This window comes from Streptomyces sp. NPDC001663, assembly GCF_042893105.1.
Classification (GTDB): Bacteria; Actinomycetota; Actinomycetes; order Streptomycetales; family Streptomycetaceae; genus Streptomyces.
This window is the reverse complement of record NZ_JBIAUR010000003.1, coordinates 256,206-275,563: the sequence shown is the minus strand read 5'-3', so window position 1 is coordinate 275,563 and position 19,358 is coordinate 256,206. Positions and strand designations below refer to the sequence as shown.

Sequence of the window (19,358 nt, the reverse complement as noted above, 5' to 3'; positions counted from 1 at the left end):
TCATGACTCAAGCGACCGTGGCCGCCGGTACCGACCGGCAGGTCCACCGCACCCGCGCCACCGTCGACGTCGACGCCCCGGCCGAGACCGTCTACCGGGCGCTGACCGGCATCGAGGGCTGGCCGGTGCTCTACCCCTGGATCGCACACACCGAAGTGCTGAGGCGCGAGGGCGCGGACGACGAGGTGAAGTTCTGGGCGGTGCGCCCCGACGGGAGCGGACTGCGCATCTGGACGTCCCGGCGCACCCTCGACCCGACCGCGCTGCGCATGGTGTTCGAGCAGCGCGGCTCCGTCGGCCCGATCAGCCGGCTGGGTGGTACCTGGGACTTCGTGCCGCGACCCGACGGGGGCTGCCGGGTGGAGTCCGGGCACTGGTTCACCACCGACGCCGACCCGGACGAGACCGCCGGTGAACTGGACCGGCACGGCGCGCTGCAAATGCGTACCCTCAAGTCGCAGACGGAGAGCGCCACTTCGCTCACCACGGATGTGATCCGCGCCAAGTCGGAGGTGCTCGTCACCGGCGGCTCGCTCGCCGAGGTACGGGCCCGGCTGCTGGCCGCGCTGCCCGCCGGGGACGGCGACGCCTGGTTCGGCGAGACCTCCGAGGGACCGACGGTACAGATCGCGCACGGCGACCACGTCCTCGTACAGAAACTGCTGTCGCCTCCCGAGCCCGCGGACCTCTACCGGCGGCGGTGGCAGCTGAGGGAGGAGGCCGGCGGGGTGCGGGTGGGCGCCGATGTGCTGGCCGTGGCCACGCGCGAGCACGAGCGGGTGCGGCGGCTCGCGGAGGCCGGGGTGCGGGACGCGCTGGCGACGGCGGGTGTGCGATGAGCGGGCGGCCGGACGTCGAGGAGGTCGAGTCGGACGTCTGCATCGTCGGGGCCGGGCCCGCCGGGCTCACCCTGGCGCTGCTGCTGCTCAGGTCGGGGCTGACGGTGAGCGTGGTGGAGCGTTCGCGCTCGCACCAGCGGGAGTTCCGCGGGGAGATCCTGCAGCCGGGCGCGATGAAGATCCTGGACCAACTGGGCGTACTGGAGAACGCGCGGGCGCGCGGCTGCCACGAGCACTCCCGCTTCCGGTTGCTGGAGCAGGACCGGGTGCTGCTCGACATCGACTACCGGTCGCTGCCCGCCCCGTACAACCACCTGCTGTCCATCCCTCAGTCCCACCTGCTGACCGAACTCCTGCTGCACTGCGAGAAGTTCAGCGGCTTCCGGTACGTCGACGGCTGCCGGGTCGGCACGCTGATCCGTGACGAGGACGAGCGGGTGACCGGGGTGGGCGGCGACGGGTACGCCTTCTTCGCCAAGGTCGTCGTCGGCGCCGACGGGCGGTTCTCCAAGGTGCGGCGGCTCGCCGGGATCGAGGCGGGCCGCAGCGAGGCCTTCGACCAGGACGTGCTCTGGTTCAAGCTGCGCGGCGAACAGCGCGAGGCCGGGCACGACGTACGGGTGTTCCGGGGCGCGGGCACCAGTCCGGTGCTGGTGTACGGGTCGTGGCCGGACAAGGTGCAGATCGGCTGGACCCTGCCGCACAAGGGCTACCAGGAGGTCGCGAGCAACGGCCTCGGGCACATCAAGTCCCAGCTGGCGAAGGCCGTTCCGGCGTACGCCGAGCTCATCGACGACCAGATCACCTCGCTGCGCGACCTGAGCCTGCTGGACGTGTTCTCCGGGCGCGCCGAACGCTGGGCGGTCGACGGGCTGGTGCTCATCGGGGACGCCGCGCACACCCACAGCCCGATCGGCGCACAGGGCATCAACCTGGCCGTGCAGGACGCCGTGGTGCTGCACCCGCTGCTGGTCGATTCGGTGCGCCGAGGCGACGCCTCCGCCGCGTTCCTGTCCCGCTTCGAGGAGCTGCGGGCGCCCGACATCGCGGCGATGATGCGGCTGCAGGCCATGCAGAGCAAGGCGATGCTGTCGACGGGCACGTTCGCCACGAAGGTGCGGCCGCGGCTGGCCGGGGTGGTGCAGCGCACCCCGCTGTACCGGAAGATCCTGCGGACCATCGCGTACGGCAATCCGTCGATCCGCATCGCCGAGGAGCTCTTCGCGCTGTAGCGCCGGCCACGGGCATACGAAAGGGGGCCGGGTCCTTTTCCAGGACCCGGCCCCCTTCGTCGTGCCTCAAGCGGCCAGCGCCTGCTCGCGGGCCGTGTCGACGACCACGTTGTACAGGCCGCCCTGGACCTCCGCGTGCTCGGCCATCCGCTTGGCGTCGGCCGCCATCTCGGGGCTCTTCAGGACCGGCGCGTAGGCCTGCGGGCCGGTCCACCAGCCGATGTTGACGTAGCTGCCGGACTCGCGGTCGGAGTGGACCAGCTGGTGGGTCAGGAAGCCCTCGTTGGCCTTGACGAAGGTGACGTGGCCGAGGAAGGCCGCCTCGAAGGCCTGCTGGTCGGCGCCCTCGCGCAGGGTGAACGTGGTCAGTGCGACCGCGGCGTCGGCCGCCGGGGCCGCGCCCTGGCCCACGCCGTCCGCGGCGCTCTCGCCGGCCAGCACCGGGCCGTGCACGCTGGTGATCGAGGCGAGGTAGACGAAGCGGCTGCTGACGGCGGTGAAGAACTGCCAGTCGCCGACGACCGTGCGGTGCGTCTCGGCGTCCCGCCACCAGGTGAGGATGACGAAGGAGTCGGGCGAGGAGACGCCCCGCAGCAGGGCGGTGCGCAGCAGGCCGTCGCGCTGCGAGACGGCCTCCTTGTACGTCTGGTACGCCTTCTCGAACTCGGCGCCCTTCGCCTTGTGCTTGTCCTTGAGCACGAAGTGGGCGACGGCGACGACAGGGGCGTTGTCGGTCATGTGGCTGTGCCTTTCGGTGAAGTGACGGTGATATTCGGGAACTTGGCGGCCGGGAGGCTCAGATGGGCTGCGGCACGTACGCGCGCACGTACTTGTCGAGCACGTCCCGGTAGTAGTCGGGCCCGAAGCCGAGGCCGTACACGGTCGGTACGAGCCGGCAGAGCTTGTCGATGGAGACGGGCTGGGCGCCGGAGGCCTGGACGTAGGTCTTCTCGGCGTCGGTGCCGAGGAGTTGCTCCATGTGCGCGACGACGTCCTCGATGCGCGGGGCGTGCCCGGAGGCGACGTTGACGACGTCGCGGGTGCGGCCGTCGACGAGCAGCGTGTGGACGATCTTGACGACGTCCTCGACGTCGATGAGGTCGCGCTGGGCGCCGCGGTGCACGTGTATGCGGCCGCCGGTCAACTGCCGCACCAGCGCGGGCAGCAGCTGGTGCGGCGGCTGGTGGAAGCCGACCACGTGGGACAGGCGCAGGATCAGGTACTCGACGTCGGAGGACTTGACGACCGCTTCGAGGGAGAGCTTGTGGCGGCCGTAGGGCGTGGCCGGGTAGACGGGTCCGTCCTCGCGGCCGGGCGAGGCGTCGGGCACCGAGTACATGCCGGCGGACGCGGTGGAGAAGAACACGAGGCGCTTGCCGTGCTTCTCGCAGTACCGCAGCGTCTCGTACAGCCGGGCCGACTCCCTCGTGTACTGCTCGGGCGGGATGTCTCCGGCGGCCGAGACACCGGCGGCGAGCGCCACCACGTCGGGGTGGTGGTCGCTGATGCCCGCCAGGTGCCCGGCCAGGAATCCCCTGCCGACGATCTCCATGGGGTGTGCCAACTCCTTGGGGTGGATGGGTGGTTCACAAGCAGGGAGGGTCAGGGTCTGGCCCAGTCGGGGACGGCGAGGATCTCCAGGACGGCCGTGGTGAGGGTGTAGCCGGCGCCGCCGCCGTAGAGCATCACGTGGTCGCCCGCGCCCAACTCGCCGGTGAGCAGGAGGTGTTCGAGGCCCGCGGCCCAGTCGCCGGCGCCGATGTGGCCGCTGCGGCGGGCGAACTCCCAGGTGGTGCGGTCCTCGTCGACGCCGAGCAGGTGGTGGATCTGGAAGGGGCCCTGGATCCGTCCGGTCGAGGGGATGACGACATACGCGATGTCCTCGATGCCGAGCCCGGCGTCGTCCAGGACGGCCTGCTTGGCCTCCTGCATCACCTTGCCGAAGCGGATGTTGGTGAGGGTCTCGTCGCTGACCGCCTTGTGGGCGTCGCCGCGTGCGGTCAGGTCGATCTGCCGTTCGGCGGCGCGGGAGACCGGCTGGAAGGGCTCGTCGCCGCGGGCCATCGGCTCCAGGCCGTTGTCGGCGACGGTGGCGGTGGCGAGCAGGCGGGCGAAGCCGCCCTCGGTGGACAGGACGGTCGCGGTGCCGCCGTCGGCGTACGCGTTGCCGTGCCTCAGGCGCCAGCGGTTCGCGCCGGGGCCGCCGAAGCGGTCGGCGGTGGTGACCATGACCGCGCTGCCCGTGCGGTATCCCGCGCTCAGGTGGGCCGCGGCGAGGTCGAGGGCGCTGATGCCGACGTTGCAGCGCTGCTGCACGTCGAGGGCGGGGACGGCCTTGCCGACGGTGCGGGCGGCGACGTAGGAGGCGGCGGGCCAGATGTCCAGGCCCTGGAACCAGGTGCTGCCGTGCAGCAGCAGGGAGTACGCCGACCTGCCGAGTCCGGAGCGCTCGTGGGCGGTGCGGCCGGCGGCGACGGCCATGTCCGGCGGCGCGGTCCGGGTCTCCCCCGCGGCCTCTCGGGCGATGCGGACGGACTCGTACCCGAAGTCGTCGATCCACTCCTGGCCGCACTCGCCGGCCGCGACGCACTCGCTGACCGGCACCGGTTCGGGCAGCCAGCTGCCGAGTCCGGCGACATAGATCTCTCTCCAGCGCATCCAGCTACTCCTCCGGCTCGGCACTCGGACGTTTCGGCATGCGCCCAAGGTCGGCTCCGGCTCTCGAAGCGCACTGGAGTCCGGGAGGGGAACGGGCGGAGAAGGCCCGCTCCGACGGGACTCGAGCGGGGCTCAAGCGCGGCGCGAGTGAGCTGCGAGCGGGCTGCGAGTGCGGTCCGAGAGGGTGTCGGCACGCTGTGGTGCACGACCGGAGAGCGGGCGGACTCCGCCTGCCACCCCGAACCCTCAACCCCCCACCGATCACTCGGAGATCCGCCGTGCGCATCCTGTTCACCGCCCATGCGGGCAAGTCGCATCTGCGGCTGCTGATCCCCCTGGCCCAGGCGGCGCTGCGGGCCGGGCACACCGTGGCCGTCGCCGACGACGAGTCGATGCGCGGCGAGAGCGAGAGCTACGGCCTCGCGTTCTTCCCCGCGGGCTTCGACTGGGCCCTCGACCCCGAGTGCGTCGCCGCGATCGCGCCCGGGCTGTGGGCGGGCGACCAGGAGATGTACGAGGACGGACTGGTCGACTGCGTCCTGGGCGCACCTGCGCTGCGGGCGGCCCGCGACATCCTCGCCGTCGCCCGGGAGTGGCGGCCGGACCTGATCGTCCGCGAGGGCGAGGAGATGGGCGGCTACCTGGCCGCGGAGGTGCTCGGCATCCCGCACGTGGCGGTGGCCGGCGGCTCCACGCATCTGCTGCCGCCGTCCGTCACGCACGGGCCGTTGAACGCCCTGCGCGCCGAACTCGGCCTGCCTGCCGACCCAGACGACAACACCGCCTACCGTCATCTGCTGGTGAGCTGGCTGCCGGCGAGCTGGACCGGGGACGGCCTCGACGGCCGCACCCTGCGCCACTACCGCCAGACCACCCCGTTCCGCAGCGACGACCCTTTCCTGCCCTGGCTGGCCGAGCTGCCCGAGGACAAGCCGGTCGTCTACGCCTCCATCGGCACCATCGCGCCGTCCCTGCCCGGCAAGTCGGACGCCGTGCTCGGCGCGGTCGTCGAGGCCCTGTCCGGCATCGACTGCACGGCGATCGTGTCGATCGGCGTGGGCCGCGACCCGGAGACGTTCGGGCCGGTGCCCGAGCACGTCCGCCTGGTCACCGAGTGGATCCCCCAGGACGTCCTGCTCGAGGCCGCCGACGTGTTCATCACCCACGGCGGCCACAGCGGCATCCGCGAGGGCCTGCGCTCGGGCACACCGATGCTCGTCACTCCCATGTACGACGACCAGCCGCACTCGGCGGCCCGCTGCGCCGCCCTCGGCTGCGCCATCGACCTGCCGGCCCCGCTCGCGGACCCGCAGGCGGTCACCGAGGCGGTCACGGCACTGCTGACGGACCCCTCGTTCCGGCGCCGCGCGGCGGCCGTACGGCGGGAGATCCTCGCCTGCCCGCCGGTGGAGCGGTTGGTGAGCGACCTGGAGGAACTGGTGGCGACGGCGAAGGAACGTACGCGGGAGGAGACATGGGCGCGCTGAACACAGCGGTCGCCGCCCCCGAGGCCGAGGCGGCCACCGCCCCTGGGCCCCTGGCTGCCGTCGGCCGGGACCGCCTGCTCGCCGCCGCCCCCGGGTTCCTGATGACGAACGGCCCCGCACGCCCGGGCGCCACCGGCTCCAAGACCCCGACCACGACCGGCCCGCAGCCCCCGCTCACCACCACATCCCGACCCCCGGCGGCGACCGGCCCCACGCGCCGGGCCACCACCGACCGCCGGCCCTCGCCGACAACCGCCCCCAAGCCCGCGGCCGCCCCCGCCCGCGCACTCACCAAGGAGGAACCGTGCGCGTACTGATCACCGCCCTGGTCCCCAGCCACCTCGTCCCGATGGTGCCGCTGACCTGGGCTCTGCGGGCCGCCGGGCATCAGGTGCTGGTCGCCGGGGACGGCGAGCTCGTGAAGTTCGCTGCCGCTGCCGGGCTCGACACCCGGCTGGTCGGCGGCGGGGAGGTGCGGCAGCGGCTGACGCGGCCCGGTGCCGTGCGGATGCCCGACCGGGCCGGGATGGACCGGCGCGCGGACTCCGAGTGGGACGAGGCCGGCGAGCGCTGGCGCACCCGGCTCGGCGGCTACATCGACGAGTTGGTCGCCCTCGGCCGGGACTGGGCGGCGGACCTGGTGGTGACCGACCCCGTGGAGTTCGGCGGGCTGATCACCGCCGCCGCGCTCGGTGTGCCCGGCATCGTCCACCGCTGGGGCCCCGACGACTTCACCAGCCCGCTGCTGCGCCAGGCGAAGGTCCAACTCCATGAGCTCGGCGTGGAGTTCGGGGCCGACGGCTTTCCCGACCCGACCCTGATCGTCGACCCCAGTCCCGCCTCCCTCCTCCCCGAGGGCGACAACACCCCGGGTCTGCTGACGCGTTACGTCCCCTACTGCGGCACCGCCGAGCTGCCCGACTGGGCCGTGCGGCAGCCGACGCGGCCCCGGGCGCTGCTCTGCCTCGGCATGTGGCACGGGCGGGTGCTGGCCGAGACCGGCGAACTTCCGCTGGGCTTCCGGCATGTGCTGTCCGGCTGCGCCGAGCTGGGCGTGGACGTGCTGTTCCCGATCGACGCCCAGTACCACCCCCTGCTCGGGGACGTGCCGGACACCGTGCAGGTGGTGGACCGCTTCCCGATCGGCCCGCTGATGCGGCACACCGCCTTCGCCGTGCACCACGGCGGCAGCGGCACCAGCATGACCTCCTTCGCCTGCGGCGTACCGCAGTTGGTGCTCCCGGGCGACAAGCCGTTCCTGCAGACCACGGGACGGCTCGTCGAGGAGTCCGGCGCCGGACGCAACCTCGCCACCGAACCCGAGCAGCACGACGCCGGCCTGGTCCGCCAGGCCCTGACGGGACTGCTCACCGAAGAGCACCACCGCAAGGCCGCACGCGCGGTCGCCGCGGAGATCGCGGGCCTCCCCGGCCCGACGGAACTGGTCCGCACCCTGGAAGGGCTGATCTGACATGCGACCGCTCACCCAGCACGTACAGGAAAGGGAAGTGCCACCCCCCATGGCAGAACAGCACGACGGCCCGCCCGCGGTCGTCTTCAAGGGTGTCGTCAAGGAGTACGGCAGCGTCCGCGCCGTCGACGGCATCGACCTGACGATCCGGCGCGGCGAGACCGTCGCCCTGCTCGGCCCGAACGGCGCCGGCAAGTCCACCACCATCAACATGCTCCTCGGGCTCTTCCCGCCGGACTCGGGCACCATCGAGGTGTTCGGCAAGAAGCCCGAACTCGCCATGCGTGCCGGGCACCTGGGCGCCATGCTGCAGGAGGGGAAGATGATTCCCCGGGTGTCGGTGCGCGAGCTCGTCGACTTCGTACGGCAGACCTACCGCGATCCGCTGCCGCTGGCGGAGGTCCTGGAGCTCGCCGAGCTCACCAAGATCGCCGACCAGAAGGTGGACCGTCTCTCCGGCGGCCAGGCCCAGCGGGTGCGCTTCGCGCTCGCCCTGGCCGGCGACCCGGACCTGGTGGTCCTCGACGAGCCGACCGCCGCCCTCGACGTGGAGTCGCGGCGCGAACTGTGGGCCGCGATGCAGCGGTACGCCCAGCGCGGCAACACCGTGCTGTTCTCCACGCACTACCTCGAAGAGGCCGACGACAGCGCCGACCGGGTCGTGGTGATCGCCGCCGGCCAGGTGGTGGCCGACGGCACGACCTCGCAGATCAAGTCCATGGTCGAGGGCCGCACGGTCAGCTTCGTGCCGCGCGGCGGCCGCCGCGAGGGCTACGAACTCCTGCCCGGCGTCGGCTCGGTGGAGTTCCAGGGCGGCCGGGTGCATCTGCGCACCACCGACTCCGACCAGACCGTGCACGCCCTGGCCCGCGCGGACGCCTTCACCGACCTGGAGGTCTCCGGCGTCGGCCTGGAGGAGGCCTTCATCGCGCTCACCCACCGCACCCGCCACCGCGAGACCGCCCCGGAAGGACGGACCAACTGATGCTCGGCTACATCCGTCTGGAGATCCTGCGGCTGGTCCGCAACGGCGGCTACCTGATGATGAGCCTCGTCATGCCGGTCGGCATGTACGTGACCTTCGCGGGCGGCGGCCCGGACCAGAAGTCCCTGGCTCAGTCCATGGTGGGCGCGGCCGCGTTCGGCGCGCTCGGCGTGGTCATCACCAACGGCACCGGCATCGCCGAGGACCGGGCGCTGGGCTGGCTGCGCCAGCTGCGGCTGACCCCGCTGTCACCGGTGCAGGTGGTGGTGGCCCGTGGTGCGGTCGCGACCTGCCTGGCGATCCTGCCGATCACGGTGATCTCGCTGATCGGTGTCTTCTACCGGGGGGTCCACCTGGGCATCGGCACCTGGCTCGCCGTGTTCTTCCTCCTGTGGATCGGCATCGCCCCGCTCGCCATGCTCGGCATCGGCATCGGCTACCTGTTCAAGGCGCAGCTCGCGCAGATCGCCGGCACCGTCGCCTACCTGTCCCTGACGCTGCTCGGCGGGCTGCTCCTGCCGATCGACAACTTCCCTTCCTGGGCACAGGAGTTGTCGCGGGCCACGCCGGTCTTCCGGTACGCGCAGCTGTCCTGGAACGCCGCCGACAGCGCGGCGCCCACCCTCGCCGGGGTCGCCGTCCTCGCGGTCTGGACGGCCCTCCTGGCGGGCTTCGCCTCCTTCGCCTACCGCAGGGGCGGCCGCCGCGCCTGACCCCGATCAACTCGACGTGCCCGCAAGGGGTTTGAGCCCCCTTGCGGGCACGTCGGCGTTCGCCCGCAACGCGAGCCGCATTCGAGTGGCCGACCGCACCCTTGCCCTGCCACTGACCGGACGCGATGGAGTGAGGCAACTGGATGCGCGTGTTGTTCGTGGGCCACGGCCCGGCCCACATTCCCTGGATCATCCCGCTCGCCTGGGCCGCCCGACTCGCGGGCCACGAGGTGCGGGTGGCGGTACGGCCGCAGTGCGTGGCGCCGGTGACCCGGGCCGGCCTGGTGGCGGTGCCCGTGGGCGACGAGGCCGTCACGGCCGCGGTCGCCGCCCGGCCGCTGGGCCTCGGCCCGGGCAGGCTGAAGCAGGCCGGCGAGTCCGTCTCGGTCCTCGACAGCGACCTCGCCGAGGCCCTGGTCGAGAAGATGGTCGCGGTCGCCGACACGCTCACCGACGACCTGGTCGCCTTCGCCCGCTTCTGGCGGCCCGACGTCGTCGTCCACGACACCGCCGCCGCGGCGGGCCTGGTCGCCGCGGCCGCCCTCAAGGTCCCGGCCGTCGGCCACACCTGGGGCGTCTCGCTCGGCGTGCACTGCGAGAGCGCGGCCGAGCTCAGGCCGTCGTACGCGCGGCTCTTCGAGCGGTTCGGGCTCGACCCGGTCGTCGGCCCGTCCGTGTGGATCGACCCGTGCCCGCCGGGACTGCGCCCGCCGCACGGGGTGCGCCGGGCCGACATGCGGTACGTGCCCTTCGCCGGGCCGGCCGCCCTGCCGCCGTGGCTGCGCACCGGGCGGGACACGGACCGGCCGCTGGTGGCCGTCACCGGCGGGGTCACCACCACCGCTCTCGACGAGGTCCGCGACCATGTGATCGCGAGCCTGCGCGGACTCGGCGCGGACGTGGTCCTCGCGGTCACCGCCGCACAGGCCGAGAACCTGCCCCAACTGCCGGACGGCGTACGGGCGGTGGAGTCCTTCCCGCTCGACGTGCTGCTCGCGCACTGCGACGCGCTGGTCCACCACGGCGGCGTCGGCAGTGGGCTGATCGCCGTCACCCACGGACTGCCCCAGCTGCTGCTGCCGCAGAACGCCTTCCAGGAGCACTGGGCCCACCTGGTGCGCGCGTCCGGCGCCGGCACCGCGCTGCCCGCGGACGCCGCCGAGGGTGCGGTCGGCGCCGCCGTACGGGATCTGCTGGCCCGGCCCTCCTACCGGCAGCGGGCGCGTGCGCTGCGGGACGAGATCGACGCGATGCCCACGCCCGACCGGCTCGTGGGCTTCCTCGAAGCGTGCGCCGCAGCCGGTCACACCGACGTTCCCGTCCCCGCGGAGGCAGGAAGACGATGACCGTAGAACTCCTTGCGCCCGCCGCGCAGAGCGAGACGCCCCGGTTCGCGCGGGGCGAGACGATGCACGCCCTGTTCCAGGACGCGGCCCGCCGCTTCCCGGACGCAACCGCCTTGATCCACCGGTCCGTTCGGGTCTCGTACCGCGAACTGGACGCGGCCTCCGACACCTTGGCGGCCCTCCTGCAGAAGCAGGGGGTACGGCCGGGTGATCTGGTGCCGGTGCTGATGGAGCGCGGCCCGCGGCTGATCGCCGTGCTGGTCGCGCTGTTCAAGTGCGGGGCCGCCTACTCGGTCCTGGACCCGCGGTGGCCGGCCGAACGGCTCGAGACGCAGATACGGCAGCTCGACGCCCCGCTGCTCGTCACCGCCGAGCCCGGGCCGTGGTCGGTGCCCGCGTGGGCGCCGCCCGCCGAGGACCTCACCGTGACCGCCGCGCGCGGGCTGCGTCCGGCGCCGGTGACGGTGGGCGGCGGCGACCCGTGCGCGGTGTTCTTCACCTCCGGCAGCAGCGGCGCCCCCAAGGGCGTGGTCTCCACGCACGAGAACGCCGTACGCCTCTTCGACGCGGAGACCTTCGCCGAGCTCGGGCCCGGCACGGTGATGCCGCAGACCGCGCCGCCGACCTGGGACGGCTTCACCCTGGACTGCTGGAGCATGCTGCTCACCGGCGGCACCACGGTGCTGCTCGACGAGCCGGTGCTGGTGCCGCGCGCCCTGCGTGCGCTGGTCGCCGAGGACGGTGTGAACGCGGCGTTCATGACGACCCAGCTGTTCAACATGCTGGTCACGACCGACGTGCGCGCCTTCGCGGGCATGAAGTGGCTGGCCATCGGCGGCGAGCGGGCCGCCCCCACCCGTATCCGCCGCTTCCTCGCCGAGCACCCCGGCATCCGGCTGCTCAACGTGTACGGCCCGGTCGAGTGCGGGGCGATCGTCACCGCGCACGACATCCGCCCCGAGGACTGCGACGACCCGGCAGGTGTGCCGCTCGGCCACGAGCTCGCCCACACCGACATCCTGGTGCTCGACGGGGACCGGGTCTGCGCGCCCGGCGAGACGGGTGAACTGTGCCTGGGCGGACCTGGGTTGGCGCTGGGCTACCTCGGCAACCCTGAACTGACGGAGCGGGTCTTCGTCACGGTCGAAGGCCAACGCCTCTACCGTACGGGCGACTTGGGCCACCGCACCGCCGAGGGCGTGCTGCACTACACCGGCCGGGGCGACCGGCAGATCAAGATCCGGGGGCACCGGATCGAGCCCGCCGAGGTGGAGCGGACCGTGGAGCGGGTGGCCACGGTGACCGGGGCGGCCGTCGTGCCGCTGCCCAAGCCGGACGGCTCGTACCACGGCCTCGCCCTGTTCTACACGCGCACCGACGAGCTGGGCATCGGCCCCGAGGAGCTGCGCGAGCGGCTCGGCGCGCTGCTGCCGGACTATCTCGTGCCGCGCCGGGTCCATCGGCTGGACCGCTTCCCGCTGCTGGGCAACGGGAAGCTGGACCGGCGCGAACTCGCCGCGCGGGCCAAGCCGGAGCAGACCCACTCCCAGGCACCGCCCCTCGAGGGCACGGCGGGAGTGGTCGCCGAGGCGTTCCGGACCGTGCTGGAGTCCGGACCCGTACCGGAGGACGCGTCGTTCTTCGAGCTGGGCGGCAGCTCGCTCGACGCCGCGCGGCTGTGCCAGCGGCTGGACGAGGCGCTGGGTACGGCCGTGCAGCTGTCGCAGATCTTCCGGACGCCGACGGTGCGGGGGCTGGCCGACTGGCTGGACGCCGTCGAAGCCCCCGCACAGCCGTCGGAGTCCGGCACGGACACCGGCGAGGTCGAACTGCCCCCGCAGCAGGCCGGGTTCCTGTGGGCCGCCGCGCACGACACCACAGGCCTGAGCGGGCTGTGCCGCCTGACCTGGTGGCTGTCCGGCCCGGTGGACCGCGCCGCGCTCGAACTGGCCGTGGGCGACGTGCACTTGAGGCACCAGGCGCTGCACGCCCGGTACGTGCTGCGTGAGCAGACCGCGCTGGCCGTCGTACCGGAGCGGCCGGTGCAGGCGGAGTTCCTCCATCTCCCGGACGCGGAGGACGAGTCGGCGGCGGTCGGGCAGTGGCTGGCGGGCGCCTTCACCCCGCTCGCCGTGGGTGAGGGCCGGGTGTGGCGGTGCGCGGCGCTGCGCAGCCGGGACACCGGGCGCACGCTCTTCGGCCTGGTGGCCCACCACACGGCCTTCGACGGCGCGTCCGAGACGGTGCTCGCCGCCGACCTGTCGTACGCGTACCAAGCCCGTCTCGACGGCCGCGTACCCCGCTTCCCGGCCCCGGCCGCCACCCTGGCCGAGGTCGCCGCCGACCACCGGCGCGCGCTGGCCGGTGTCGACCTCGCCGGGCAGCGGGAGTTCTGGGAGGACCTGCTCGACGAGCCGGAGCCGCTGCGGCTGCCCGGCCGCACCGGAAGTGCCCTGTCCGCGGGCCCCAAGTACGCCCGCTCGCTGCTCCTTTCGGCCGACAGCCTGGCCCACTGGGACGCCCGCGCACGCACCCTCGGCACCACACGCTTCGCGCTGCTCGCGTCCCTCTTCGGCGTCGTGCTGCGCGAGCTGGGCGGCCAGGACGACATCACCGTCAAGGTCCCGGTGGCCCGGCGCGGCAGCGGAGTGCTCGCCACGGCGGTCAGCTGCCGGGTCGACCTGATCTACCTGCGGTTCTGGCCGCCGGGCACAGAACCGAAAGGCGACCTACTGCGCCGCGCCGTCGCGAGCACCGACGCCTCGCTCGCCGCGCAGGAGATCGGCGGGGCGGCCCTGGACCACATCCTGGTGTGGGCCGGCGGCAGCGACGCCCTCGCCGCGATGCCCACCTTCCTGATGCAGGACGACCCGGACCCGGAGCTCGAACTCCCGGGCTGCACGGCCGAGTTGCTGCGCATCGACAGCCCCGTCATGTCCACCGAGCTGGAGCTCGACGTCCGCCTCGCCGGCGCGGGCGCCGAGGTGACCGCCACGGTCCGCACCGACCGGCTGCCCGCGACGGTCGCGGACGCCGTCGCGACCGCCTTCACCGAAGCCGTACGACGCGGACCAGCCACCGACCCCGAGGACCTTTCATGCGCGTACTGATCCTGTCCACCCCCGAGTCCACCCACTTCACCACCATGGTCCCGCTGGCCTGGGCGCTGCGCGGCGCCGGCCACGAGGTGCTGGTCGCGGGCCAGCCGGACATCATCCCGGCGGCCCGCTCGGCCGGCCTGTGCACGGTCACCGTCGGCCGCACCTTCCACGCCAAGGACCTGCTGAGCCCGCCGCTGCCGCCGGACAAACGCCCCATCGAGGTGGCGGGCCCGACGACGCCGAAGATGATCGCCATCGGCTCCAAGGTGTGGGTGCTGCACGCCCGTTACCTGTTCCCGCGCTATCTGGAGGTGGCCCGCCGGTTCGGGCCGGACCTGGTGGTATCCGAGCAGATGGACTACGCGGCGCTGCTCGTCGGCGGAGTCCTGGGCATCCCGGTGGTCTCGCACCGCTGGGGTGTCGACCCGCTCAGCCCGCTGATGCGCGAGACGGCGGTCGACTTCCTGCAGGGCACCTGCGACCGGTACGGCATCGAGGGCGGCCTCCCGCTGCCGGACGTGATCCTCGACCCCGCACCGCCCGAGCTGCTCTACCCGGGCACACCGAAGGCGACCCCGATCCGCCACGTCGCGTTCAACGGCACCGGACCGGTCCCCGAGTGGCTGCGCAGGCCCGGCGACAAGCCCAGGGTCGTGGTGTCCATGGGCCGGCAGACGATCGCGCTCGGCGGGCTGCCCCTGTTCCGCACGGTGATCGAGGCCTTCGCCGAACTCCCGCATCTCGAGGGGGTGTTGACCGTGCAGGACGAGTACCTGGAGGCCCTGAGCCCGACACCGGCCAATGTACGGCTGGTCTCGCCCGCGCCGCTCAGCGGCTTCCTGGACACCTGCGCGGCGATCGTGCACCACGGCGGCGCCAATACCCTGATGACCGCCACCGGCTCGGGCATTCCACAGCTCGTACTGCCGCAGCTGGCCGACCAGTTCGCGGGCGGCGAGCTGCTCGCCGCGACCGACGCCGCGATCTCGCTCGGCACCGCCGACGAGCAGAACGACCCGGCGACCGTCGCCGACGCCCTGAACACCCTGCTCGGTGACGAGCGGCACGCGAAGGGCGCCGCCGAACTGGCGCGCTCCGTGGCCGCCATGCCGAGCCCCGCCGCCGTCGTCCGCGACCTGGAGAACCTGCGATGCGCGTCCTAGTCATCAGCACCCCCGTCGACACCCACTTCCTGCCGCTGCTGCCCCTGATCCGGGCCCTCGCCGACGCCGGCCACGAGATCCTGGTGACCGGCCAGCCCGACGTCACCCGGCCCGCCGAGGCCGCCGGGCTCGCCGCGGTCACCTTCGGCGACGCCTTCCACTCCGAGGACCTGCGCGGCGGCCGGCGGCCCGCCGGGATGCGGCCCATCGAGGTCTTCGGCCGCCCGGACCGGCAGCAGATCGGCGGGGTCGCCCAGGTGTGGCGCAACCACGTGCCGTACTTCCTGCCCGACTACCTGGACCTGGCCCGCGAGTGGCGCCCCGACCTGGTGCTCTCCGAGCACATGGAGTTCGCCGGCTCGATCATCGGCGCGCTCCTCGGCATCCCCAACGTGCAGCACCGCTGGGGCGTCAACCCGACCGCCCCGGCCATGCTCAACTTCGTACGGCTCTACCAGGGGCCGGTGTGCGAACGGCTCGGCCTGGACCACGTGCCGGTGCCCGACCTGCTGCTCGACCCGGCGCCACCGTCCCTCGCCGACCGGGAGGCGCCGGCCGCGAGCCAGATCCGCCCGGTCCCCCACAGGGACCAGGGCACCCCGTGGACGTACCGCACCGCGCCCGGCCGGCGGGTGGCCGTCGCGCTCGGCGGGCACACCCTGGAGCTCGGCGGCGCGAGCCTGCTGCGGCGGGTCGTCGACGTGCTGGCCGGGCTCGGCGGCGTCGAGGCGGTCGTGTCCGCGGCGCCCGAGCACCGCGAGGCGATCGGCGCCCTGCCCGACGGCATGACGTACACCGAACTCACCGCCCCCGGGCTGCTGTTCCCTGGCGCCGACCTGGCGATCCACCACGGTGGCGCGAACTCCACGCTGGGCGCCGCCGCCCTCGGCATCCCCCAACTGGTGCTCCCCCAACTCGGCGACGCGTTCGTCGCGGGCGACCGGATCGCGGACGCGGGTGCCGGGATCACCCTCGACTCGGCGGAACTCCAGAACGACACGGCCCGGTTGGCGGACGCCGTACGGGCCCTGCTCGACGAGCCCAGCTACCGCGCGGACGCGGCGGCCGTGCGCGCGGAGATCGACGCGATGCCGTCGCCCGCCGAAGTCGCCGTGGAACTCGAGCAGTTGGCTGTTGGCCGGGAGGTACGCGCATGACCGTCGAGGCGAAGAAGTCCAACCCCCACGGCATGACCGACATCCAGGTCCTGGTCTTCATCGTGTGCGCGATGGCGACCATGACGCTGGCCCTGCTGGACGGCTCGATCGTCTCCTCGGCCGTCCTGCCGATCGTGCGCGACCTCGACCCGGCGCACGGCATCGAGCGCTTCCCATGGCTGATCACCGCGTATCTGCTGGCCGCGACGGCCGCGCAGCCGCTGTACGGCAGGCTCAGCGACAGCTACGGGCCGCGCCGGATCTACCTCTCGGCGCTCGCCACCTTCCTGGCGGGCTCCGCGCTCTGCGCGACCGCGCAGTCCCTCAACCAGCTGATCCTCTTCCGGGCCGTGCAGGGCCTCGGCGGCGGCGGGCTGATGAGCATGACGCTGATCGTGATCGCCACGCTGTTCCCGCCCAAGTCCCGGGCCGGACGCTCCAACGCGGGCGGTGCGCTGATCGCGGCGGGCATCATCGCGGGCCCGATGATCGGCGGACCGCTCAGCCAGGAGCTGTCCTGGCGGTGGATCTTCCTGCTCAACGTGCCGCTCGCCGGGCTCGCGCTCGCCGGCGTCACCTGGGCGCTGCGGCTGAAGGTCCGGGGCACCCGGCAGCCGGTCGACATCTTCGGCTCGGTCCTCGTCGCCTCCGCGACCTGCGCACTGCTGCTCGGCGTGAAGTCGTACGGGGAGCAGCACTCGTTCTCCGGGCCGGTGGTGCCGTACTTCTACGGCGGCCTGATGATGTTCGTCTTCTTCGCGGTACGGCAGCTGAAGGCGGCCGACCCGCTGATGCCGCTCACCCTGTTCAAGGACAAGGTGTTCCGGTCGGCCGCGATCCTGCAGTTCGTGGGCGGGTTCGCGCTGCTGTCACTGCCGGTGTTCCTCATCAACTACCTGAACATCGTGCGGGGCGTGGACCTGGACGCGGTCGGTCTGCATCTGATCCCGCTCGCCGTCGGCGTCGTCCTGGTCTTCTTCGGCTGGGGCCGCTGGATCGCCCGCACCGGCCGCTGCAAGCCGGTGCTGGTGGTCACCACGGCGACCGCGGTCGCCGCCACCGCCGGGCTGGGCCTCGCCGTCACCCGCGCCGACGCACCCATGTGGCAGCTGGACGTGCTGCTGGTGCTGCTCGGCGCGGGGCTCGGCGGGGTCACCCAGATCGCCCTGTTCATGACGCAGTCCGCGGCCGCCCCCGAGGAGTTGGGCGTGGTCACCACCACCTCCCGGTTCGCGACCATGCTGGGCACCACGATCGGCGGAACCGTGCTCGGTGCGGTCCTGAGCACCCGGTTCGCCTCGTCGGCCGAAGCGGCGGGTGTCACCGATCCCGACGCCGCCGCGGCCCGCCTCGCCGCACTCCCGCCCGCCAGTCGGCACCTGGTCGTGGACGCCTTCGCCTACGCCACCGGCACGCTCCTGCTGACCGCCGCGGGCCTGCTGCTGCTCGCCCTGATCACCGCGCTGGTGATGGGCGACGTCAACGTCAACGAGATCACCGAAGACGCCGAAATCACGGAAGTCACGGAAGTCACCGAGGAGGCGCACGACGATGCGCGTACTGATGCTGAGCACTCCCTTTCCGACTCACTTCACCCCGCTGGTGCCACTGGCGTGGGCGCTGAAGGGCGCGGGACACGAGGTGACGGTCGCCGCGCAGCCTGACGTCACGGACGCGGCCCGCGCGGCCGGCCTCGCGGCCGTCGACATCGGCGACCGCTTCCACGGCCTGGACGTCCTGCAGCGCCATCTGCCGCCCGGCGTACGGCCGTTGGAGCTGGTGGGCCCGACCCCGCCGGAGAAGATGGCGGGCACGACGAAACTCTGGGAGACCCACGCCCGCTACCTGCTCGGCAGCTACCTGGACTTCGCCCGCGAGTGGCGCCCCGATCTGGTCGTCTCCGAACAGCTGGAGCTCTCCGGCCAGATCGTCGCCGCCGTCCTCGGCGTGCCGTCCGTACAGGTCCGCTGGGGCGTCGACCCGCTCAGCGGCCCCTCCCGCGCCTCCGCCCGCAACTTCCTGTACGGCACCTGCGCCCGGCTCGGCCTCGACGGCCTGCCCGACCCCGACCTGCTCCTCGACCCGTGCCCGGCGGCCCTGCGCCACCCGACCGCACCGCCGGGCGCGCCCATGGGCTACGTCCCCTACAACGGTGTCGGCACCGCGCCCAAGTGGCTGCGCGTCCCGGCGCCGGAGGGGGTGCGCCGGGTGGCGGTCTGCCTGGGCAACCAGACGCTGGTGCTCAACGGCACCGGACTCTTCCGTACGATCATCGAGTCCTTCGCGGGCCTGAGGGACGTGGAGGCGGTCGTCACCGCGGCCCCCGAGTACCACGAGGGCTTCGGCCAACTCCCGGACAACGTACGGGTGGTGGAGCCCGCCCCGCTCAATCTCTTCCTGCGCGACTGCGACGCCCTGATCCACCACGGCGGTGCCAACACCACCATGACCGGCTGCCACTTCGGGCTGCCGCAGGTCGTACTGCCGCAGCTGGTCGACCAGTTCGCGTCCGCCGAACTGCTCGCCGCGGCCAGCGCGGCGCAGGTCCTCGGGGAGGCCGAGCCGCAGAACGATCCTGCGCGGATCCGGGCCGCGGTGACGGAGGTACTGGACGACGAGCGGTACGCGAAGGGCGCGCGTGAGCTGCGGGACGACATGGCCGCGATGCCGAGCCCGGCGCGGGTCGTTGCGGACCTGGAGCAGCTGGCGGCGGCTGCCTGAGGCACAACCAGAAGGGCCCCGACCGGATCTTCCGGTCGGGGCCCTTCGGTTCCTTCTGATCAGCCGCGGTTCCGCTTCATCGCGTCACCGACGAACTTGGCGGCGAGGATGAGGGCGATGGTGACGCCGAGGCCGATGAAGAGGTGGGTCATGGTGGTTCTCCTTTGTGAGGGGTTGGATGTGCTGAGTTGCGGTGAGGTGGCTCAGTGGGCGACAGCGCGCTGGGCGTCGAGCACGCCCCACAGCGCCGCCGGGGTGGCGAAGGTCGCGGCGGTGAGGGTGTTCTCCGGGAACTCCACGTCGTAGGTGTCCTCCAGACGGACCAGGAGCTCGATGGTCGCCATCGAGTCCAGGCCCGCCTCCTTGAGGTCGAGCGCCGGGTCGATTGGGCCCGAGCCGGCCAGCCGCGGCAGGACCGAGCGGAGCAGGTGCTCGAAGTCGGGGTCCGGGGTGGTCGTCATGGTGGGTACTCCTTAAGGCTTTTG

General features: G+C 72.8%; 17 protein-coding genes. 13 read left to right on the top strand and 4 right to left on the bottom strand.

What is annotated here, in order from left to right; genetic code table 11:
- The first annotated feature begins 2 nt into the window (after positions 1-2).
- Positions 3-839, top strand: coding sequence for an aromatase/cyclase (locus ACFY1L_RS11755; protein WP_388821839.1), 837 nt, complete (start codon positions 3-5; stop codon positions 837-839).
- A complete protein-coding gene (locus tag ACFY1L_RS11750; RefSeq protein ID WP_388821836.1) occupies positions 836-2,071 on the top strand; it encodes an FAD-dependent monooxygenase in 1,236 nt (411 codons plus the stop codon). The genes ACFY1L_RS11755 and ACFY1L_RS11750 overlap by 4 nt, the downstream gene beginning before the upstream one ends.
- A 66-nt stretch (positions 2,072-2,137) precedes the next feature.
- Here ACFY1L_RS11750 and ACFY1L_RS11745 read toward each other — a convergent pair whose 3' ends face one another.
- From ACFY1L_RS11745 to ACFY1L_RS11735, 3 genes are read right to left on the bottom strand one after another with little or no spacing between them, the layout of a single operon-like run.
- A complete protein-coding gene (locus tag ACFY1L_RS11745; RefSeq protein WP_388821834.1) occupies positions 2,138-2,809 on the bottom strand; it encodes an antibiotic biosynthesis monooxygenase in 672 nt (223 codons plus the stop codon).
- 58 nt (positions 2,810-2,867) lie between these two features.
- A complete protein-coding gene (locus tag ACFY1L_RS11740) occupies positions 2,868-3,623 on the bottom strand; it encodes an NAD-dependent epimerase/dehydratase family protein (RefSeq protein ID WP_388821831.1) in 756 nt (251 codons plus the stop codon).
- A gap of 50 nt (positions 3,624-3,673) precedes the next feature.
- Positions 3,674-4,729: a ketoacyl-ACP synthase III family protein gene (locus tag ACFY1L_RS11735; protein ID WP_388821828.1), complete on the bottom strand. Its 1,056-nt coding sequence runs from the start codon at positions 4,727-4,729 to the stop codon at positions 3,674-3,676.
- A gap of 278 nt (positions 4,730-5,007) precedes the next feature.
- Between ACFY1L_RS11735 and ACFY1L_RS11730 the strand changes: the two genes are divergently transcribed.
- The 11 genes from ACFY1L_RS11730 to ACFY1L_RS11680 all read left to right on the top strand — a co-directional run bounded on the left by ACFY1L_RS11730 (position 5,008) and on the right by ACFY1L_RS11680 (position 18,873).
- Positions 5,008-6,216, top strand: a complete 1,209-nt coding sequence (locus ACFY1L_RS11730) for a glycosyltransferase (protein ID WP_388821825.1) — start codon at positions 5,008-5,010, stop codon at positions 6,214-6,216.
- Positions 6,204-6,533, top strand: a complete 330-nt coding sequence (locus tag ACFY1L_RS11725) for a hypothetical protein (RefSeq protein ID WP_388821822.1) — start codon at positions 6,204-6,206, stop codon at positions 6,531-6,533. Before ACFY1L_RS11730 ends, ACFY1L_RS11725 begins: the two co-directional genes overlap by 13 nt.
- Entirely contained in the window at positions 6,521-7,687 is a 1,167-nt protein-coding gene (locus ACFY1L_RS11720) for a nucleotide disphospho-sugar-binding domain-containing protein (RefSeq protein WP_388821819.1), read from the top strand. The genes ACFY1L_RS11725 and ACFY1L_RS11720 overlap by 13 nt, the downstream gene beginning before the upstream one ends.
- 49 nt (positions 7,688-7,736) lie before the next feature.
- Positions 7,737-8,672, top strand: a complete 936-nt coding sequence (locus ACFY1L_RS11715) for an ABC transporter ATP-binding protein (RefSeq protein WP_388821816.1) — start codon at positions 7,737-7,739, stop codon at positions 8,670-8,672.
- Complete coding sequence (locus tag ACFY1L_RS11710) at positions 8,672-9,385, top strand: ABC transporter permease (RefSeq protein ID WP_388821814.1); 714 nt, start codon at positions 8,672-8,674, stop codon at positions 9,383-9,385. Before ACFY1L_RS11715 ends, ACFY1L_RS11710 begins: the two co-directional genes overlap by 1 nt.
- A gap of 143 nt (positions 9,386-9,528) precedes the next feature.
- Complete coding sequence (locus ACFY1L_RS11705; protein ID WP_388821811.1) at positions 9,529-10,731, top strand: nucleotide disphospho-sugar-binding domain-containing protein; 1,203 nt, start codon at positions 9,529-9,531, stop codon at positions 10,729-10,731.
- The gene (locus ACFY1L_RS11700) at positions 10,728-13,841 is read left to right on the top strand and encodes an amino acid adenylation domain-containing protein (RefSeq protein ID WP_388821808.1); all 3,114 of its coding nucleotides are present in this window, start codon (positions 10,728-10,730) and stop codon (positions 13,839-13,841) included. Before ACFY1L_RS11705 ends, ACFY1L_RS11700 begins: the two co-directional genes overlap by 4 nt.
- A complete protein-coding gene (locus ACFY1L_RS11695) occupies positions 13,829-14,995 on the top strand; it encodes a nucleotide disphospho-sugar-binding domain-containing protein (RefSeq protein WP_388821804.1) in 1,167 nt (388 codons plus the stop codon). The genes ACFY1L_RS11700 and ACFY1L_RS11695 overlap by 13 nt, the downstream gene beginning before the upstream one ends.
- Positions 14,983-16,152, top strand: a complete 1,170-nt coding sequence (locus ACFY1L_RS11690) for a nucleotide disphospho-sugar-binding domain-containing protein (RefSeq protein WP_388821801.1) — start codon at positions 14,983-14,985, stop codon at positions 16,150-16,152. Before ACFY1L_RS11695 ends, ACFY1L_RS11690 begins: the two co-directional genes overlap by 13 nt.
- Positions 16,149-17,816 (top strand): MFS transporter, encoded by a 1,668-nt coding sequence (locus tag ACFY1L_RS11685; protein WP_388821798.1) that lies wholly within the window; start codon positions 16,149-16,151, stop codon positions 17,814-17,816. The genes ACFY1L_RS11690 and ACFY1L_RS11685 overlap by 4 nt, the downstream gene beginning before the upstream one ends.
- Positions 17,704-18,873: a nucleotide disphospho-sugar-binding domain-containing protein gene (locus ACFY1L_RS11680; RefSeq protein ID WP_388821795.1), complete on the top strand. Its 1,170-nt coding sequence runs from the start codon at positions 17,704-17,706 to the stop codon at positions 18,871-18,873. The genes ACFY1L_RS11685 and ACFY1L_RS11680 overlap by 113 nt, the downstream gene beginning before the upstream one ends.
- 203 nt (positions 18,874-19,076) lie before the next feature.
- Here the strand turns inward: ACFY1L_RS11680 and ACFY1L_RS11675 are convergent, their stop codons facing one another.
- Entirely contained in the window at positions 19,077-19,334 is a 258-nt protein-coding gene (locus tag ACFY1L_RS11675; protein WP_361267868.1) for a phosphopantetheine-binding protein, read from the bottom strand.
- Positions 19,335-19,358 lie beyond the last annotated feature (24 nt).

Excerpts from the sequence above, each read along its gene's own strand:
- ACFY1L_RS11755 (WP_388821839.1), top strand. The coding sequence starts at position 3 with ATGACTCAAGCGACCGTGGCCGCCGGTACCGACCGGCAGGTCCACCGC.
- ACFY1L_RS11750 (WP_388821836.1), top strand. The coding sequence starts at position 836 with ATGAGCGGGCGGCCGGACGTCGAGGAGGTCGAGTCGGACGTCTGCATC.
- ACFY1L_RS11745 (WP_388821834.1), bottom strand. The coding sequence starts at position 2,809 with ATGACCGACAACGCCCCTGTCGTCGCCGTCGCCCACTTCGTGCTCAAG.
- ACFY1L_RS11740 (WP_388821831.1), bottom strand. The coding sequence starts at position 3,623 with ATGGAGATCGTCGGCAGGGGATTCCTGGCCGGGCACCTGGCGGGCATC.
- ACFY1L_RS11735 (WP_388821828.1), bottom strand. The coding sequence starts at position 4,729 with ATGCGCTGGAGAGAGATCTATGTCGCCGGACTCGGCAGCTGGCTGCCC.
- ACFY1L_RS11725 (WP_388821822.1), top strand. The coding sequence starts at position 6,204 with ATGGGCGCGCTGAACACAGCGGTCGCCGCCCCCGAGGCCGAGGCGGCC.
- ACFY1L_RS11715 (WP_388821816.1), top strand. The coding sequence starts at position 7,737 with ATGGCAGAACAGCACGACGGCCCGCCCGCGGTCGTCTTCAAGGGTGTC.
- ACFY1L_RS11710 (WP_388821814.1), top strand. The coding sequence starts at position 8,672 with ATGCTCGGCTACATCCGTCTGGAGATCCTGCGGCTGGTCCGCAACGGC.
- ACFY1L_RS11705 (WP_388821811.1), top strand. The coding sequence starts at position 9,529 with ATGCGCGTGTTGTTCGTGGGCCACGGCCCGGCCCACATTCCCTGGATC.
- ACFY1L_RS11700 (WP_388821808.1), top strand. The coding sequence starts at position 10,728 with ATGACCGTAGAACTCCTTGCGCCCGCCGCGCAGAGCGAGACGCCCCGG.
- ACFY1L_RS11695 (WP_388821804.1), top strand. The coding sequence starts at position 13,829 with ATGCGCGTACTGATCCTGTCCACCCCCGAGTCCACCCACTTCACCACC.
- ACFY1L_RS11690 (WP_388821801.1), top strand. The coding sequence starts at position 14,983 with ATGCGCGTCCTAGTCATCAGCACCCCCGTCGACACCCACTTCCTGCCG.
- ACFY1L_RS11685 (WP_388821798.1), top strand. The coding sequence starts at position 16,149 with ATGACCGTCGAGGCGAAGAAGTCCAACCCCCACGGCATGACCGACATC.
- ACFY1L_RS11680 (WP_388821795.1), top strand. The coding sequence starts at position 17,704 with ATGCGCGTACTGATGCTGAGCACTCCCTTTCCGACTCACTTCACCCCG.
- ACFY1L_RS11675 (WP_361267868.1), bottom strand. The coding sequence starts at position 19,334 with ATGACGACCACCCCGGACCCCGACTTCGAGCACCTGCTCCGCTCGGTC.